Source organism: Nostoc sp. UIC 10630, assembly GCF_010747425.1.
Classification (GTDB): domain Bacteria; phylum Cyanobacteriota; class Cyanobacteriia; order Cyanobacteriales; family Nostocaceae; genus Nostoc.
This window is the reverse complement of record NZ_JAAGOG010000170.1, coordinates 1-17,047: the sequence shown is the minus strand read 5'-3', so window position 1 is coordinate 17,047 and position 17,047 is coordinate 1. Positions and strand designations below refer to the sequence as shown.

Below are 17,047 nucleotides of genomic sequence, written 5' to 3'. Positions count from 1 at the left end.
GGCGTTCGCATTTGTTGATTTGGCGTTCGCATTTGTTGATTTGGCGTTCGCATTTGTTGATTTGGCGTTCGCATTTGCTGATTTAGCGTTCGCATTTGTTGATTGGGCGTTTACATTTGCTGATTTAGCGTTCGCAGTTACTAATTCCACTTATTCTCAAACAGCAAAAACAATCTGCTCAAATGCGATTCTCTAATAGAGAAGCAATTAAACACTTATTGATTGGTTCTTCGAAAGCCGTCACCAGTACAATTCACTATTTGCAGGTAATTGGCTATGCAAGTGTTGGAGACTGGAGTCAACTACTACCAACCGCTAATCCTGGCGAAGTAAGAAGATCCCACACCACTGCTAGCTAACCCTGCACTTTTACCACTGGCGACATTAGCCAGAACCGACTCACCCGCAGACTTATTAACTCAAGTCGCTACTGCTGTGAGGTGCTACAACTGATTATGCGTCTTTTGACACGACGCTTTGCTGCAATTGAACCAGAGATAGAAAAGCAGATTTGCACATTATCCATTGCTCAACTAGAAGACTTAGCTGAGGCGCTGTTAGATTTCTCCAGTCAAAGCGATTTAGTGAATTAATTAGGAAATATCTTTTTACCTCAACCCAATCAGGAAGATTAAGCTATCTCTACGCAAAAGGAAAGGGAGCAGAATTAGGGGAATTCCTGTATCTTTCTCCCCTTCTCTTTGCTCCCCTACATCTCTAGTCTGAATTATCAAAAAGCGTTACAGCTTCGTCCCACACTCAGCACAGAAGTTGTGGTTAGGAGCATTTTTGGCATTGCAGTTACTACAATAAACTGGCTCTGCTGCTGCTTTGGGCGGTTGCTTCTGCAAACCGACCATTTGAGCGTTGCTCTTGCCTGGAGCTACCATTGGATAGCAGTTTTCGTCTCTGGTGACGTGGACATTTAAGATTACTGGCCCTTTGTGTGCCAGCATTTCGGCGATCGCATCTTTTAATTGACTGCGATCGCTGATTACCATACCCTTAATCCCATAAGCTTTTGCCAATAACTCTACGTCTGGCATTCCTACTTCCATATTGGAGCATGAGTAACGCTCACCATAGAAGGCTTGCTGCCACTGGCGCACCATTCCTTGCCAGCCGTTATTGATAATTATTGTCTTGACATTTATTCCATACTGTGCAAGTGTACCAAGTTCCTGCAAACACATTTGGAAACTGGCATCACCGCTAATACAGATGACTTCTTCATCAGGAAATGCCACTTTCGCGCCCATTGCAGCAGGTAAGCCAAAACCCATCGTTCCCAAACCAGCGCTAGAAATCCAGCGCCTTGGGCCATTCTTGAGGAATTGTGCTGCCCACATTTGATGTTGTCCCACATCTGTGGTGTAGAAAGCGTTGGGTGCTTGGCTATTGACTTCTACAATCACTTCTTGGGGTGAAATGCTGTCGGCGTGATGCGGCACTATTAGAGGATACTCATCGCGCCAACGGTTAACTAAATTTAACCATTCTTGGTTTTGATTAGGTGTCGCCTTAACCCCTGTTTCTTTGCAGCGACGCAACAAGTCTACTAAGACGTTCCGCACATCGCCGACAATGGGCACTTCGGGAACGCGGTTTTTGCCGACTTCTGCGGGATCGATGTCGATGTGAATGACTTTAGCGCGAGAGGCGAATTCGTCTAATTTGCCTGTAACGCGATCGTCAAATCTAGCGCCGACGCAAATCAGCAAGTCACAATCACTCACAGCAAAGTTAGCGTAAGCTGTGCCATGCATCCCCAACATTCCCAAAGCTAGGGGATGATGTTCGTCAAAGGCACCGATCCCCATTAAGGTGGTGGTGACAGGAATGTTGAATAATTCAGCTAGTTCTTTGATTTCTTCATGGGCACCAGCTGCGATCGCACCACCACCGATATACAGTAGAGGACGGCGACTTTCAGTAATCAACTGAATTGCAGCATTAATTTGCCGGGGATTTCCCTTCACCGTAGGACGATAACCGCGTAACTTTACTGAACCTGGTTTTACAGGTACATAGTCAAATTCTTCTAAAGCTACATCCTTGGGGACATCAATTAAAACTGGCCCTGGTCGTCCAGTGCTAGCGATGTGGAAAGCTTCGGCGACAATTCGCGCCATATCTTTGGGATCACGCACTACATAAGAGTGCTTCACGATGGGTAGCGTAATGCCGTAAATATCGGTTTCCTGAAAGGCATCTGTACCAATGGACGGACGTGCTACCTGCCCCGTAACCACAATCATTGGGATTGAATCCATGTAGGCGGTGGCGATCCCTGTCACCAAGTTGGTTGCTCCTGGGCCAGAAGTGCCAAAACATACTCCTACCTTCCCAGTTGCACGGGCGTAACCGTCTGCGGCGTGGGCTGCGCCTTGTTCGTGTCTCACGAGAATGTGCTTAATAGCACCAGTTGCTTCCACCTTATACAGGTCGTCATAAATTGGTAGAATTGCCCCACCAGGATAACCAAAAATATAATCAACGCCGTGGCGATGAAGGCTGTCAAGTAGAGCAAAACCGCCAGATGCACGTTTGGGCAAGATTGGCGCGCTAGAAGCACGAGACTGTTTGTGATTCTCAGTTTGTGGGAGACTAATTTGGGAGAGCGATTCTCCTGCGGAGACACTTCGTGAACGCACGGTCAAACCTCAGACTATAGCTAAAGTTAATGCTGAATTCTGTAGTTAAGATTTCATTTTAGTTGAAAACTTCAATGAAAACCTGATTAATTTTTATATTAGATATAAAGATAGATTATTAGCCTACATTAATTAAATTACGTCTTGCAAGACATTGCGGGTATTTTTCCAAGCCCAAACACCTACAACAACAACAACAACACTCATTGCTACCAGCACAGTTCGCAAGCCCAAAACATCAGTTAATGGCCCAGTAATTGCTAGGGGTAACGCCAGAGCGATGTTTACGGCATGATTTTGAAAGCCAAATACTTTACCGTGCATGGTAGATGGTGTTTGCTGTTGAATTAAAGTTTGCATGGGTACGCCAATTAGGGCAGCACCTATACCCAAAAATGCACAGAGTGCTAGCGCCAGTAATAAGTTGTGCGTAAAAGTGAACACCCCTAAAACTAGTGCCATCATCAAAAATCCAATTAAAGGTAAGGGTTTGTGATGCAATTTATCACCCCAGTGACCTAAAATCGCTGCACCAGATACCATACCCACCCCTGCTGCTGCTAAGAAAAAGCCAAACTGTTTTTCTTTTAAACCAAACTCTTCAGCTAATCGGATTGTCAGCACTGTTAACGCTGCAAACACACAATATAAAGTTGTTAGTTGCAGCATAGCGTTCAAGATCAAAGGGTTTTTCTTGAGATAGCGCAGGCTTTCAGTGAATTCAGCCCAAGGGTTATTTGATGCCCGATGTTCCCTCAGTCGTTTGGGTTCTTTAAACTTAATCGGTTGCATGATTGCAGCCGACAATATGTATAATCCACCAACCACAAGCTCTTGACCGTATTCTTCTCCCATCCAGCTTTTCGCCAAACTCAAAATCGGCTCTCCGATAGCAAAGCCAACAATTAAAGCTCCCATCATCGTGCTGGTAAACAGCGCATTGGCTGCTAACAAATTCTCTCGCTTCACCAACAGGGGAATGGCTGCTTGTTCAGCTGGTGCAAAAAACTGCGTCACTGTAGAGATGGCAAAAGTCAGAATTAATAGAATCAGAAACTGTCTTGGTAACAAGGGAAGACACAGTGTTAATATTCCCCGCACAACATCTGAGCCAACCATAATTAGCTTTTTTGGCAAGCGGTCAACAAAGATACCACCAGCAGAGCCGAACAAAATTGCTGGTATTGTAAAGGACAGCATCAAAGTTGAGTACATCGAGTTTTGTGCCAACCCAGGAAGCGGTGAATAGTTCTCCAAGAGAGCAATCATCAAAACGAAGAAAACCTTATCTGCTAACTGGGACACTAGTTGTCCAATCCACAGGAGCATAAAACCACGGTTTTTTAGCAGTGCGCCAAACCCGTTATTAACAGCAGCTGGTTCAGTTGGAAACATTTAGATACTTTCTTTCTTTGGGTAGATGGGACATGGGGAATGGGATATTGGGCATTGGGTATGGGCTATGGGCTATGGGCTATGGGGTATAGTTTTTCTTGACTGTCCCCTGTACGCTATCACCTGTAACCTTTTCCCTTCCCCACTCCTAACTCCTAACTCATAATTCTATTGTCCGGACTAATTTGCTTCATAGCGCTTTAACAGCATAAGCAAAAACTCAGCTGCTGTCAGATAACCTTTGGGTGGAGAAATTTCAATGGATGAATCTACCCACCAGCCTTGTACAGCTTGGGAGGTAGATTCAGAGGGGCTTTTCGTTAGACATCGCCACATAGACAAATGATCAACTGCTGGTTGTGCATAAAAGTTATTTTGCCCACAACCTAGCAAACAGGAACTCCAATGCGTGAAATAATCATGACTCATCCGATGAATCGGAAAATTACCCTGTAGTGGTACTCCCCATCCATCTATAGCAATAAAAGCTTTGACACTACCACCCAAGAGTTGCCACAAATGCGCTGCCCCTATTGCCCCCACTACGCCAGCACTAAAGCTAATGAATATAATTGGTGATTTTAAAGAGTCGGTCAAGCTATACCTGCGGTGAGCTACGCTAACGTGCAAAAACTGCAAAATGTGAAACGCCGATAAAACCAAAACATCTTTACCTGGATAAACCAGTATATTTGCGTAATTATGTGTGATCGCGCCATTAGAAACCATATCTAATAATCCGACTTTAAAGCTTTCAGTTAAGTCTGGTTCATGAATTCCAGGGCAAATAATTATAGTCATCTGTCTATTCTGATTGGGCATTGGAAGATAATTCTACGGTTGGGTTAGGGTTTTTTGATGAAGATTCTAAATCACAAAGATGCGATAAATCGCCGTCTCTACAATAATCAATCCTTCGTTTTGACGGCGATTTATCAAGTCTCTTGGCTTAACCGAACTGTATAATTTTCCATGCCACTTGCCCTGAGCCTCCCGCAGAGAAGGGATGCCCAATGCCCCACGTAAGTTTTGTATGTCTTTTGATGTATTATCTTGATTTCCCCACCTATCCTATCCCCCTGGATGGGATAATAAGTTACAAGTAAGGAAGGGACATGTGTAAGCTATTCCCTTATTTTATATTTCTCTGCACTCTGGTTATATTGAGGAACTAATTGTGGTTGCCACGCCGGAAAAAGTACAACACACCCACGAGCATCTATCAGGTAAAGACCGTGTAGCCGTACTGCTTATGGGCTACGGCGAAGTCGAAAGCTACGAAGATTTCGCCAACTATAACGAACAGGCTTTAAATCTACTGACAGCCAAATTCGCACCAGTACCGACCTGGATTTATCCCCCTCTGGCAAAGCTTTTGGCGCTATTTGACCGCCACGAGTGGGGACATACACACCACGATTTTATTTCCCCACACAACGCCATCTTTGAACAGCAACGGGCTGGGATTGAGAAGAATTTACAAGAAAAATGGGGCGATAAGGTTCAAGTTTTCAAGGCTTTTAACTTCTGCGCTCCTTTCCTACCCAATCAAGTCTTGGCAGAAATCAAAAACCAAGGCTTCGAGAAGCTGCTAATTTACCCACTGTTGGTTGTTGATTCTATCTTTACTAGTGGGATTGCGATCGAGCAAGTTAACAATGCTCTCGTTGAGTTGGCTGATGGTGAGGAACACTGGGTTAAAGCACAGCGTTACATTCCTTCTTTCTTCAACGAACCAGCTTACATCGATTTGATGGCTCATCTGGTTGAAGAGAAAATTGCTGAATTAGCAGGAGCTTATCTCCCTTCTCAAATCGGCATTGTGCTAATGAATCATGGCTGTCCCCATAAAGCTAAAGGCTTTACTTCTGGGATTGCTGAAAGTGAAGCAATGTACGATTTAGTTCGGGATAAGTTGATTAACCGCTATCCCTTAATCTCGGTGGGTTGGCTCAATCATGACACGCCCTTAATTGATTGGACACAGCCAAACGCCGAGCAAGCTGCAAATAACCTGATTCAGTTGGGTGCAAAAGTGGTAATTTTTATGCCAATTGGCTTTGCCACAGAAAACCACGAAACGCTATTGGATGTACACCATATCATCCATGCTTTAGAGAAACAGCATCCTGGTACGAACTACGTACAAATGGCTTGCGTTAACGATCGCCCAGAATTTTTGGCAATGGTGGCCCAATGGGCTGATGATCATATTGCAGAGTTGTTGTCAGAGCAACCTTTGGCAGTTAATCCCCAACTCGCTGGAGATCACCATCATCACCACCATCATCATTAAGTTTTGAGTTTATCAGGGTGGGTCTGGCTTTGCCCACCCTACAACTAATTTACGCCCCGTAGCTTGCGAGTGTTATCAACTAAACTCTGAGCAAATTCATCAAATCTTTGAGAAAGTTTCTCATCTACTAGCTTGCCTTCAGGACTGAATGCACCCCAAGCTTGTCCGATCGCAATTTGTTCTGGAATTACCCAACCATGCACCCATCTGACAATTAGCCGTAGGTCATTTAATGCGTTACTATTTGACTGACCGCCCAATACGCTGATTAGTCCTGTCACTTTATCAGACAGTTGCTCAAAGCTCATCAAATCTAGAGCATTTTTCAGGACACCACTAACCCCACCGTGATACTCAGGTGTGGCTAAAATTAATCCATCTGACTGGCTGACAGTATCCTGTAACCGCTTAACATCTGGGTATTCTAGATACTCTTTTGCGCCAGTGCAAAACGGTAACTGCAACTGTCTTAAATCAAGAATTTCTACCTCTGCACCAAGGGCTTCTACCCTTTGCACTGCTACTTGTAAAGCAAGCTGCGTATAGGAGTTTGGTCTTAAACTACCACCAATACCAACAATTCTCACCATAATTAACCTACAAACTATTAACTAGCTACTATCACCAGATTTCTTAAAAAGCGGAATCGTTATGACTATGTTTATCTTAGCGATTTGTGTCCAAATGTGTCAAATTAATCTCTGCTGGAAAATTTGAGGATGAAAAAGTTAGGAGTTAGGAGCCAATACGGTTCGGTTAAAGGGGAAAGGGGAAAGGTTTTGAATAAATTTTTACCCTTTACCCCTTACCCCTTACCCAGACCACAAGGAAAGTGAAAAATGCTTATCCGAACCGTATTGAGTTAGGAGCCAGAATAATTATCCAGGTTGCTCAAATTTATGTAATAACCGGAGAAACATGGGAATGCTTTTGTGTGGAAGTTAGACTAGATAAGAAAAGTGTAATTTCCAGTTATTACAATTTTTGGTAGAAGAATAGGCATAAAACCATAGCTCAACTTGTGCCAGCAGACAAAGGGTAATTATTATGACAAATTTGGGAAAAAAAGCATTGGTAAAAAGGCAGTCATCAAAGCGATTTGCTTGGGTTGGTGCGAAGGCATTGCCCGCCGTAGGCATCGCAGCTAGCTTGATTATGTTACCAGGAATTTTCGGGAGTAGCCCCGTCTTGGCACAAAAACCAGAGAGTACTTCTAATACTTCTAGTACCTCTCTAAACTATGGTGATTTGCTTAAGAAAGCGAAGGCGGGAGAAATCCAAAAAGTAGAGCTTGACGAAACCGAACAGCTAGCCAGAGTTTATCTCAAAGGGCAAAAGGAAAATACGCCACCGCAACAGGTGAGACTTCTGGCACAAAACACAGAGTTAATTAACATACTCAAAGATAAGAATGTTGAATTTGGCGAGGTTTCCTCTGCTAACAGTCGAGCTGCTGTTGGGCTGTTGATTAATCTTATGTGGATTTTGCCACTGGTAGCTTTAATGCTATTGTTCCTCCGACGCTCTACAAATGCTTCTAGCCAAGCGATGAATTTCGGCAAATCCAAAGCTCGTTTCCAAATGGAAGCCAAAACCGGAGTGAAATTTGAAGATGTCGCCGGGGTTGAAGAAGCTAAAGAAGACCTTGAAGAAGTTGTTACTTTCTTAAAACAACCAGAAAGATTTACGGCTGTAGGTGCGCGGATTCCCAAAGGAGTGCTCTTAATTGGCCCTCCTGGTACTGGTAAAACTTTACTAGCAAAAGCGATCGCAGGTGAAGCTGGTGTCCCATTCTTCAGTATTTCCGGTTCAGAATTCGTGGAAATGTTCGTTGGTGTGGGTGCATCTCGCGTGCGTGACCTTTTCAAGAAAGCCAAAGAAAATGCCCCATGTCTAATATTTATCGATGAAATTGACGCAGTAGGTAGACAACGGGGTGCTGGTATCGGTGGCGGTAACGATGAGCGCGAACAAACCCTCAACCAACTGCTCACCGAAATGGATGGTTTTGAAGGCAACACAGGCATTATTATTATTGCTGCCACTAACCGCCCAGATGTTCTAGATGCAGCGCTGCTCAGACCAGGACGCTTTGACAGACAAGTGATGGTGGATGCACCGGATCTCAAAGGGCGACTGGAAATTTTGAAAGTCCACGCACGCAATAAGAAAATTGACCCTAGCGTATCATTAGAAGCGATCGCTCGTCGCACTCCTGGATTTACTGGCGCAGACTTAGCCAACCTACTCAACGAAGCTGCTATTCTCACTGCTCGGAGACGCAAAGAAGCTGTCACCATTTTAGAAATTGATGCTGCTGTAGATAGAGTCGTTGCAGGTATGGAAGGTACCGCCTTGGTAGACAGCAAGAGCAAACGTTTGATTGCCTATCATGAAGTTGGACACGCTTTAGTAGGCACATTGCTCAAAGACCATGACCCTGTGCAGAAAGTTACATTAATTCCACGGGGGCAAGCACTCGGATTAACTTGGTTTACTCCTAACGAAGAACAGGGGTTAGTTTCCCGTTCCCAACTCAAATCCCGGATTACTGCTACTTTGGGTGGTCGCGCCGCCGAGGAAATCGTTTTTGGTAAGCCAGAAGTTACCACAGGCGCAAGCAATGACTTGCAACAGGTGACAGGGATGGCGCGGCAGATGGTGACACGCTTCGGGATGTCAGAATTAGGCCCATTGTCTCTGGAAAACCAGAGTGGAGAGGTATTTTTAGGACGCGACTGGATGAATAAATCAGACTATTCTGAAGAAATTGCCGCCAAAATTGATTCACAAGTACGCGAAATTGTCAACAACTCTTATATCAAAGCAAAAGAACTGTTGGAAGAAAACCGCATAGTTTTGGAACGTTTAGTAGATTTGTTAATAGAAGAAGAAACAATTGAAGGCGATTCATTCCGCCAAATCGTTGTTGATAACGCCCAAGTAGCTGATGCACAATTAGCTGTACCTCATTAGACATCTGATGAAAAATAATGTAGAGACTTAGCACTGCTATGTCTCTACAATAGTTCTAAAGAACACATAACGTAAATACGTCGTTTCAAATTTTTATTAATCATTACTTTGATAGAAAATAGACCCACAGTGTAGGGGCAATACATGAATTGCCTCTACACTATATAATTTTGCGTAAGTCCTAAAATATTTTGGGAATCTTCTTGTGCAAAAGTAGAAGGCTACCCAATACGGTTCGGATAAGCATTTTTCACTTTTCTTGTGGTCTGGGGAAAGAGAAAGGGATAAAGGGTAAAGGATTTATTCAAAACCTTTCCCCTTTTCCCTTTCCCCTTTAACCGAACCGTATTGGAAGGCTACCTCAGCATTTCCACAAACTGGTACATAAAGCCTTACTACTGTAAAGCTTAAGGTATTGTATTATATAGACCCAATCAACGTACTACAAGTGGAAATAGACATTATGAAACATAGATTTTGGGCAAGCTATTTGCTTGCGGCTTTAGCATTTCTTCCTTTAGAACCTGTAATGACTACACAGGTTTTGGCAACAGAGTCGGTTGTCCAACTGGCACAAGCCAAATCTGCTTATACGCAATATATGCAACTCGGCTATAACGAAACCAAACGGAGAAACTATCGAAAAGCTTTAGGATATTTTCAGCAAGCAGAACGGCTACGTCCTGGAGATAGATATGCTACTTCTGCAATTAGAAATGTTACAAGTTACATCCAACGCGGTAGAAATCGTATTGCCTTTGTCCCAGGTAGACCTGGTAGGGTAAGGTCAGCAGGAACACGAGGAAGTTGCTTTCAAACTGGACAAAATATCATTCCTCTGACACCGACAGATAAGGAAGCTCAACGAACCACAGCAGAGCGTCCCACATTATTTTTCTATGTTCCTCAAACCTCGACAACAGTACAAGCACTAGAATTTGTTTTGCGGGATGATGATAGCTCCGACCCATTGTATAAAGGAACTTTCAAACCTGTTGGGCAGAATGGTATTGTTAGTGTAAATGTACCTGCTAATCAGCCATCTCTACAAATCGGTAAAGAGTATAGTTGGACTTTTTCAATGATTTGTGATACCAACAACCGCGATAAAGACTCTTATGTAGAAGGTACAATAGTGCGATCGCAAGATGAAAATCTATCTCTTCAATTAAACCAACCAAACACAGACTTGGATCGTGCAGTTCTATTTGCAACTGCTGGATTTTGGGAAGATTCTCTCAGAACTTTAGCTAATTTACGCCGCCAGCGTCCTAACGATCCTGAAGTTCAGAAATATTGGGAAGATTTGTTGAATTCAGTAGAGATTAAAGAAGTTGTAAACAAGCCTTTATTGCCCTGTTGTACTGTTCAAAAATAAATTAAAAATTACTTAAAAACCCGGTTTTGATAGAGAAGCCGGGTTTTTACCATTCATAGTAATTATGTTTTGAGACGCGATAAATCGCCATCTCTACAAGTATTTTGGTCTTATCTAAGAAGTATTAACGTTGCGTATTACGCAATTTTATGTTACAAAAAACGACGCTCATTCTTAAGTGTGCTGCGATCGCGTACCCGCCCGCCGGAGGCAATGGTCTCCGACCGACCGGAGGTCATCGCAAACGAGACAGTTAATCTGAGATATCGAACAATTAGTTTGCAATACTTAATATTAGATTATCTAATAATTAGTTTTCCATGATATTGTGTTCATCAGTACATATTTTTTTGTATGCATCGTGTAGACTCTATTTGCGGAGTAAGATTGCTACATAAATTTATGGTAATTCGAGCGCCAAGCAGCAGCAACCCTAGTTTTGCTGTGGTATTAACCTGACTTACAGTTTGGTTATTTCATTCCATATAGAGCAACTGAAGTCTACATTTTAGTTGCTTTGAAAGCATTCCATTATTACATTCAGTGTGGAGTTAGCAGTAAATGCTAGCCCAAAACTTTGTATGGAAAGGATTTTATCAATCTGCCATTTGAGTATTTTTTAGGTGGATGTCAGCAGTTGAAAGCAAACATATTTTTGTCTACTCATCAGATACTATGCCACGTAGTTATAAGGATTTTACAAACAGTTAGGAATTAGCGATCGCACACTGACGTTAGACGAAAAGCCATTAGCTATACCCAAATCAGCAATCACACTATAGAAAAGAAAAAAGCTTATGAATACAACACGCAAGTTTCGTTTAGGTGCATTCGTTCAAGCCACCGGTCATCATATATCCTCTTGGCGACACCCCGATGCACAAGCAGATGCTGGATTGAATTTCGAGCATTACAAGGAAATTACCCAGACTGCCGAACGCGGCTTGTTTGATGCAGTTTTTCTAGCAGATAGCCCAGGAGTTTGGGGTGGCGCTCCAGAAAGTCAGTATCGCAACGGTAAAATCGCCCATTTCGAGCCGGTCACTCTTTTCTCAGCCTTGTCCTCTGTCACCAAAAACATTGGCTTCATTTCCACCGCCTCGACTACTTATGAAGAACCCTACACCTTGGCCCGGAAGTTTGCCTCGTTGGACTACTTGAGTAACGGCCGCGCAGGGTGGAATGTAGTCACTACAGGCAATGAGAACGCCGCCCGTAATTTTGGGCTTGAGCATCATCCAGAACATAGCCAGCGTTATGAACGCGCCGAAGAGTTTGTGGAAGTAGTGAAAGGACTGTGGGATAGCTGGGAAGATGATGCTTTTATCCGTGACAAAGAATCTGGTGTCTATTTCGATCCAGACAAACTGCATACACTCAACCATAAAGGCAAATATTTTTCTGTCCAAGGCCCTTTAAACGTCGGTCGTCCGCCTCAAGGCTACCCCGTGATTGTTCAGGCTGGAGCCTCGGAATCTGGACGGGAATTAGCTGCACGCACCGCCGAAGTGATTTTCACCGCCAATCAAACCCTAGCTGATGCCCAAGAATTTTATGCTGATGTGAAAGGGAGATTAGCACAATATGGGCGATCGCCAGACGATCTAAAAATTATGCCCGGTGCCTTCCCAATCATTGGCCGTACCGAAGCAGAAGCTCAAGAGAAATACGAATTTCTGCAATCTTTGATTCATCCTGATGTCGCCTGGGGAATTTTAAAGAACTACTACAAAGGTGTGGATCTGTCGAAATATTCTCTAGATGATGTGGCTCCCGAACTGCCCAGCGACACCAACACTAACAAGAGTCGTCTCAAACTAGTCAGAGATTTGGCAACTCGTGGCACTCTCACACTGCGTCAGTTGTATCTCTCTCTTGCCACCGCACGAGGACATCGCACCATCCTTGGTACACCCGAAACCATTGCTGACCAGTTAGAAGAATGGTTCAACAATGGTGCAGCAGACGGCTTTAATATCATGCCGCCAATTCTCCCCACAGGATTAGATGAATTCGTTAACCAAGTCGTTCCCATCTTGCAAAAACGCGGACTGTTCCGTACCGAATACGAGGGTGGTACCTTGCGTGAAAACCTAGGATTGCGTCGTCCGGTCAATCGTTTTGCTGCAAAACAAGTAGACAAGAGCCTCGTGTTGGCGTAAATGACTTTGTAAGAATTCAGCACCCAGGAGTCAGAATTCAGAATTTAAAAGGAATGTAGTATGACCGGGAAATTTATGTATGAAGTATTCTTCTGATTCTTTAACTATTCTGACTTCTGAATTCTGACTCCTGAATTCTTACATGACTTTTAATATCTGCACTGTGCTTAAGCAGCCATGAAAAGTCATTAGCTATACACAAAACAGCGATACCAAAGGTAAAGCTACCGCTAACGCAATATAAGAAAAAAGCTTATGACTACAACACGCAAACTTCGTTTAGGCGCATTCATTCAAGCTACAGGTCATCACATATCAGCTTGGCGGCATCCCGATTCACAAGCAGATGCTGGGCTAAATTTCGAGCATTACAAAGAAATTACCCAAACTGCCGAACGCGGCTTGTTCGATGCGGTTTTCCTTGCCGATAGCCCCAGTTTACAAGACAATAGTGAACCGGAGGTGCTGAAGCGCAACGGTAAATTAGCAAAGTTTGAGCCAGTGACGCTATTTTCCGCACTAGCACCATTAACCAAGCATATTGGCTTTGTTGCTACCGCTTCTACCACTTATGAAGAACCTTATACCCTTGCTCGGAAGTTTGCCTCGTTGGACTATCTGAGTAACGGTCGGGCGGCGTGGAATGTAGTCACCACAGGTAATGAGAATGCCGCCGGTAATTTCGGACTTGAGCATCACCCGGAACATAGCCAGCGTTATGAACGCGCCGAAGAGTTTGTGGAAGTGGTGAAAGGCTTGTGGGATAGCTGGGAAGATGATGCTTTCATCCGCGACAAAGAATCTGGTGTATATTTCGATCCAGATAAACTGCACACACTCAACTACAAAGGCAAACATTTTTCTGTCAAAGGCCCTTTAAACGTCGGTCGTCCGCCTCAAGGTTATCCAGTGATTGTGCAAGCTGGTGCTTCTGAAGTCGGTAGGGATCTGGCGGCACAGACTGCTGAAGTTATTTTTACTGCCAACCAAACCCTGGAAGACGGGCAAGAATTTTATGCCGATGTAAAAGGCCGATTGGCTAAATATGGTCGCCAACCAGACGATTTGAAAATCATGCCGGGTGTGTTCCCAGTGATTGGACGCACTGAAGAAGAAGCCCAAGAAAAATACGAATTCCTGCAATCGTTAATTCACCCATCGGTGGCATGGGGCTTACTCAAAACACGTTATAAAGGCATCGATTTATCTGGCTATTCACTCGACGATCTTGCACCACCGTTGCCCAGCGATACCAACGGCGGTAAGAGCCGCCTCAAGTTACTGACGGATCTCGTCAATCGCGGCAACCTAACGCTGCGTCAGTTGTATCTCTCTGTCGCTACCGCGCGCGGTCATCGCACCATTATTGGTAGCCCTGAAAGTATTGCTGACCAGTTAGAAGAATGGTTCAGCAATGGTGCAGCAGATGGCTTTAATATCATGCCGCCAATTCTCCCCACAGGGTTAGATGACTTCGTTAACCTAGTTATCCCCGTCTTGCAAAAACGTGGATTGTTCCGTACTGAATATGAGGGCAATACCTTGCGTGAAAACCTGGGATTACATCGTCCAGGTAACGGTTTTGTTGCCAAACAAGTGGACAAGAACCTGGTAGTAGCGTAAATAAATTTTTCACAGATGCTTATGCCATACCTTTTAAACTGCACCTTCTGTAGATCGCCGCCTACAGAATTTAGAAAATTGTAGAGACACGCGATTGTAGAGAGACGCGATAAATCGTCGTCTCTACAAAAAATGTATTCGTCAATAGCAGCATCGGACGCTGAAAAAAACCTGTAATTTTTGTGCCGTAGGCAAGGAAAAAACATGACTGAATATAGCCGATTAAAGACCTCACGCTCCGCCGCAATCAGAGCAACCCTTGATTATCCGGTAATCGATACCGACGTTCATACCAATGATTTCACACCAGCGTTTGAGGATTACATCGCCAAGTACGGCGGCGTGAAACTTGTAGATGAGTTACGTAAAACCGAAGCCTCCCGTCTTAACTCCAAGAGCAACGGGAAAGATTGGTATCAACAAACGCCTGAAGAACGCCAATACAACCGCACAATCCGATCGCCTTGGTGGGCGAGAGTTACCAAAAATACGCTGGATCTCGCTACTTACACCCTTCCTGAATTGCTCTATGAACGTCAGGCGGAGCAAGGCTCAGACTATTCCGTGCTGTTTCCGAATAATGTCCTAGCACCTGCTGGAGCCAGTGCAGAGAATCGTCAGGCACTGCAACGCGCGGTTAATCATTATCATGCTGATATTTACCGCAAATATAGCGATCGCCTGACACCGGTAGCTGGTATTCCCTTAACCAATCCCCAAGAAGGCATTGAGGAGCTAGAGTTTGCAGTAAAAACACTTGGGTTAAAAGTGATTAATATCACTGGCGGAGTAAAACGGCCGATTAAAGCGATCGCTGATAAATATCCAGCCGATAAATTCCCCGAAATCGCCAAGTATGCGTCTTATATCGACTTCTATGGGCTAGATAGTGAATACGACTACGATCCCTTCTGGGCAAAGGTCGTGGAACTAGGCGTACCCGTCACCACCCATTACGGTAGCCAAGGTTGGACTGGACGCTCCTCCATCAGTAACTACATGAACAACCATATCGGTCACTTCGCTGATGGTTCGGAAGCTTTTGCTAAGGCGTTGTTCTTCGGTGGTGTTACCAAGCGTTTTCCACAGTTGCGTGTAGCGATGCTCGAAGGTGGTGCAGATTGGGGTGCCCGCGTCTACATTCATTTGGTAGATCGGTTCTCCAAGCGGAATATCAAGGCACTGGAAAATTACAATCCAGCATTGACAAATGCCGATGAGCTATTTGAAATATTTGAACGCTACGGTGCAGAAATTACTCAAGGGCATTCCCTCGATAAGGATGAATTGACCAAGACTGTACTGGGAGCTTCATTTAGCCGTCATAGCCGTGCGCCAATTGGTAGCGAATTGGATGATTTTGCAGCAGCAGGGATTGAAACAATTGAAGACATCCGCGATCGCTGGGTAAACAGTTTCTTCTTTGGTTCCGAGTCTGATGATCGCACCATCGCGACGGCATTCAACGACAAAGCCAATCCCTTGGGAGTCAAAATCAACGCCATCTATTCCTCCGATGTTGGTCACTGGGATGTACCAGACCTGACTTCCCCCTTGGCTGAAAGCTGGGATTTGGTTCAAGAAGGCGTTATTTCCGAAGCCGACTTTAAGTCCTATGTATTCGCTAATCCCTACAAGTTTTACACCCAAGCTAACCCCGATTTCTTTAAGGGTACTGCGATCGAATCCAAGGTAAGTAACACCGAATTTAAACAAGTAGACAAGAGTCTGGTGGTGGCATAAAAGCCGAGATGAGGGCGTGGGGAGGAGATGAGGAAAAATCAATGCCCCATGCCCAATGCCCCATGCCCAAATAAATTAGGAGTTACAACCATGTCTGTTGAACAACGCTCTCACAATGGTTCCTTGCCTTATCTTTTCTCGCCTGTTTCTGATAATGCCAAGCAACCTGCACCCTTAGTACTGTTTCTGCATGGAGGACGCGATCGCGGGACGGATCTGAATGTGCTACTAAAATGGGGTCTACCTCGTTTCGTAGATTTATCCGACTCATTACCTTATGTCTTCGCCGCACCCCAGATTCCGACTGAACAAACTTGGGCAGATCGAGCAGATGATGTGCTGGCTTTGCTTGATGAACTGATTGCTTCCCAGCCCGTTGATCCAGCGCGGGTGATATTAGCCGGGTTTAGCTTAGGCTCGGCCGGGATCTGGCATATCGCTGCTTTGCATCCCAATCGGTTCGCCGGTCTAGTACCTGTATCTGGACGTGTACCCAAGACACTTGGAGAAAGCGAACTAGCTGCACTCAAAGATATCCCCGTTCAGATATTTCAAGGTGGACAAGACAAAAATCTGCTAATAGAGGATACAGAGAATTTTGTTGAGCGCTTACGCAAAGTCGGCGGAAAAGTCGATTTGACAGTGTTGCCAGAAGGCGATCATTTTATTGCAGATGAAGTATACAGCGATCCGAAGTTGCAACAGTGGCTAGTTTCCCTGAGCCGTCGCAACACTGCTTTAGTTGTCTGAGGCACAAAACCCCAAAAGTCAGCGCTCAGAGACTTGGTAAGAAGCAAGGGAGCAGGGGGCAGGGAAGCAG

13 protein-coding genes are annotated in these 17,047 nt (G+C 44.5%); 9 read left to right on the top strand and 4 right to left on the bottom strand.

Going from position 1 to position 17,047, the window contains the following annotated elements; all coding sequences use genetic code 11:
* Positions 1-182: 182 nt before the first annotated feature.
* Both G1O98_RS28970 and G1O98_RS28965 read left to right on the top strand, forming a co-directional pair.
* Positions 183-359, top strand: coding sequence for a hypothetical protein (locus G1O98_RS28970; protein WP_175586911.1), 177 nt, complete (start codon positions 183-185; stop codon positions 357-359).
* Between the two features lie 96 nt (positions 360-455).
* The gene (locus G1O98_RS28965) at positions 456-593 is read left to right on the top strand and encodes a DUF4351 domain-containing protein (protein WP_163935415.1); all 138 of its coding nucleotides are present in this window, start codon (positions 456-458) and stop codon (positions 591-593) included.
* Positions 594-740: 147 nt separating this feature from the next.
* On the opposite strand, the gene ilvB is transcribed toward G1O98_RS28965, so the two are convergent.
* The 3 genes from ilvB to G1O98_RS28950 all read right to left on the bottom strand — a co-directional run bounded on the left by ilvB (position 741) and on the right by G1O98_RS28950 (position 4,850).
* Positions 741-2,654 (bottom strand): biosynthetic-type acetolactate synthase large subunit, encoded by a 1,914-nt coding sequence (ilvB, locus tag G1O98_RS28960; protein ID WP_163935412.1) that lies wholly within the window; start codon positions 2,652-2,654, stop codon positions 741-743.
* A gap of 132 nt (positions 2,655-2,786) precedes the next feature.
* Positions 2,787-4,049, bottom strand: coding sequence for an MFS transporter (locus G1O98_RS28955; RefSeq protein ID WP_163935409.1), 1,263 nt, complete (start codon positions 4,047-4,049; stop codon positions 2,787-2,789).
* Between the two features lie 180 nt (positions 4,050-4,229).
* Positions 4,230-4,850 carry a hypothetical protein gene (locus G1O98_RS28950; RefSeq protein WP_163935407.1) on the bottom strand — a complete coding sequence of 207 codons (621 nt, stop codon included), beginning with the start codon at positions 4,848-4,850 and terminating at the stop codon, positions 4,230-4,232.
* A 376-nt stretch (positions 4,851-5,226) separates the two neighbouring features.
* Here G1O98_RS28950 and G1O98_RS28945 point away from each other — a divergent pair, with 376 nt between their 5' ends.
* Complete coding sequence (locus tag G1O98_RS28945) at positions 5,227-6,345, top strand: ferrochelatase (RefSeq protein WP_163935404.1); 1,119 nt, start codon at positions 5,227-5,229, stop codon at positions 6,343-6,345.
* Between the two features lie 44 nt (positions 6,346-6,389).
* Here the strand turns inward: G1O98_RS28945 and G1O98_RS28940 are convergent, their stop codons facing one another.
* A complete protein-coding gene (locus G1O98_RS28940; protein ID WP_114080879.1) occupies positions 6,390-6,935 on the bottom strand; it encodes an NADPH-dependent FMN reductase in 546 nt (181 codons plus the stop codon).
* Positions 6,936-7,392: 457 nt separating this feature from the next.
* Here G1O98_RS28940 and ftsH point away from each other — a divergent pair, with 457 nt between their 5' ends.
* From ftsH to G1O98_RS28910, 6 genes are all read left to right on the top strand, one after another.
* Positions 7,393-9,321, top strand: a complete 1,929-nt coding sequence (gene ftsH / locus G1O98_RS28935) for an ATP-dependent zinc metalloprotease FtsH (protein ID WP_163935400.1) — start codon at positions 7,393-7,395, stop codon at positions 9,319-9,321.
* A 463-nt stretch (positions 9,322-9,784) separates the two neighbouring features.
* Positions 9,785-10,699, top strand: coding sequence for a DUF928 domain-containing protein (locus G1O98_RS28930; RefSeq protein WP_175586912.1), 915 nt, complete (start codon positions 9,785-9,787; stop codon positions 10,697-10,699).
* A 797-nt stretch (positions 10,700-11,496) separates the two neighbouring features.
* Complete coding sequence (locus tag G1O98_RS28925; RefSeq protein WP_163935397.1) at positions 11,497-12,861, top strand: LLM class flavin-dependent oxidoreductase; 1,365 nt, start codon at positions 11,497-11,499, stop codon at positions 12,859-12,861.
* A gap of 255 nt (positions 12,862-13,116) precedes the next feature.
* On the top strand, positions 13,117-14,484 hold the full coding sequence (locus G1O98_RS28920) for an LLM class flavin-dependent oxidoreductase (RefSeq protein ID WP_163935394.1): 1,368 nt from the start codon (positions 13,117-13,119) through the stop codon (positions 14,482-14,484).
* A 204-nt stretch (positions 14,485-14,688) separates the two neighbouring features.
* The gene (locus G1O98_RS28915) at positions 14,689-16,227 is read left to right on the top strand and encodes an amidohydrolase family protein (RefSeq protein WP_163935390.1); all 1,539 of its coding nucleotides are present in this window, start codon (positions 14,689-14,691) and stop codon (positions 16,225-16,227) included.
* Between the two features lie 90 nt (positions 16,228-16,317).
* The gene (locus G1O98_RS28910) at positions 16,318-16,977 is read left to right on the top strand and encodes a dienelactone hydrolase family protein (protein ID WP_163935387.1); all 660 of its coding nucleotides are present in this window, start codon (positions 16,318-16,320) and stop codon (positions 16,975-16,977) included.
* The last annotated feature ends 70 nt before the right edge of the window (positions 16,978-17,047 follow it).

What these genes read in the sequence shown, in the direction of transcription:
- G1O98_RS28970 (WP_175586911.1), top strand. Translation starts at nt 183, where the DNA reads ATGCGATTCTCTAATAGAGAAGCAATTAAACACTTATTGATTGGTTCT.
- G1O98_RS28965 (WP_163935415.1), top strand. Translation starts at nt 456, where the DNA reads ATGCGTCTTTTGACACGACGCTTTGCTGCAATTGAACCAGAGATAGAA.
- G1O98_RS28955 (WP_163935409.1), bottom strand. Translation starts at nt 4,049, where the DNA reads ATGTTTCCAACTGAACCAGCTGCTGTTAATAACGGGTTTGGCGCACTG.
- G1O98_RS28950 (WP_163935407.1), bottom strand. Translation starts at nt 4,850, where the DNA reads ATGACTATAATTATTTGCCCTGGAATTCATGAACCAGACTTAACTGAA.
- G1O98_RS28940 (WP_114080879.1), bottom strand. Translation starts at nt 6,935, where the DNA reads ATGGTGAGAATTGTTGGTATTGGTGGTAGTTTAAGACCAAACTCCTAT.
- ftsH (WP_163935400.1), top strand. Translation starts at nt 7,393, where the DNA reads ATGACAAATTTGGGAAAAAAAGCATTGGTAAAAAGGCAGTCATCAAAG.
- G1O98_RS28930 (WP_175586912.1), top strand. Translation starts at nt 9,785, where the DNA reads ATGAAACATAGATTTTGGGCAAGCTATTTGCTTGCGGCTTTAGCATTT.
- G1O98_RS28925 (WP_163935397.1), top strand. Translation starts at nt 11,497, where the DNA reads ATGAATACAACACGCAAGTTTCGTTTAGGTGCATTCGTTCAAGCCACC.
- G1O98_RS28920 (WP_163935394.1), top strand. Translation starts at nt 13,117, where the DNA reads ATGACTACAACACGCAAACTTCGTTTAGGCGCATTCATTCAAGCTACA.
- G1O98_RS28915 (WP_163935390.1), top strand. Translation starts at nt 14,689, where the DNA reads ATGACTGAATATAGCCGATTAAAGACCTCACGCTCCGCCGCAATCAGA.
- G1O98_RS28910 (WP_163935387.1), top strand. Translation starts at nt 16,318, where the DNA reads ATGTCTGTTGAACAACGCTCTCACAATGGTTCCTTGCCTTATCTTTTC.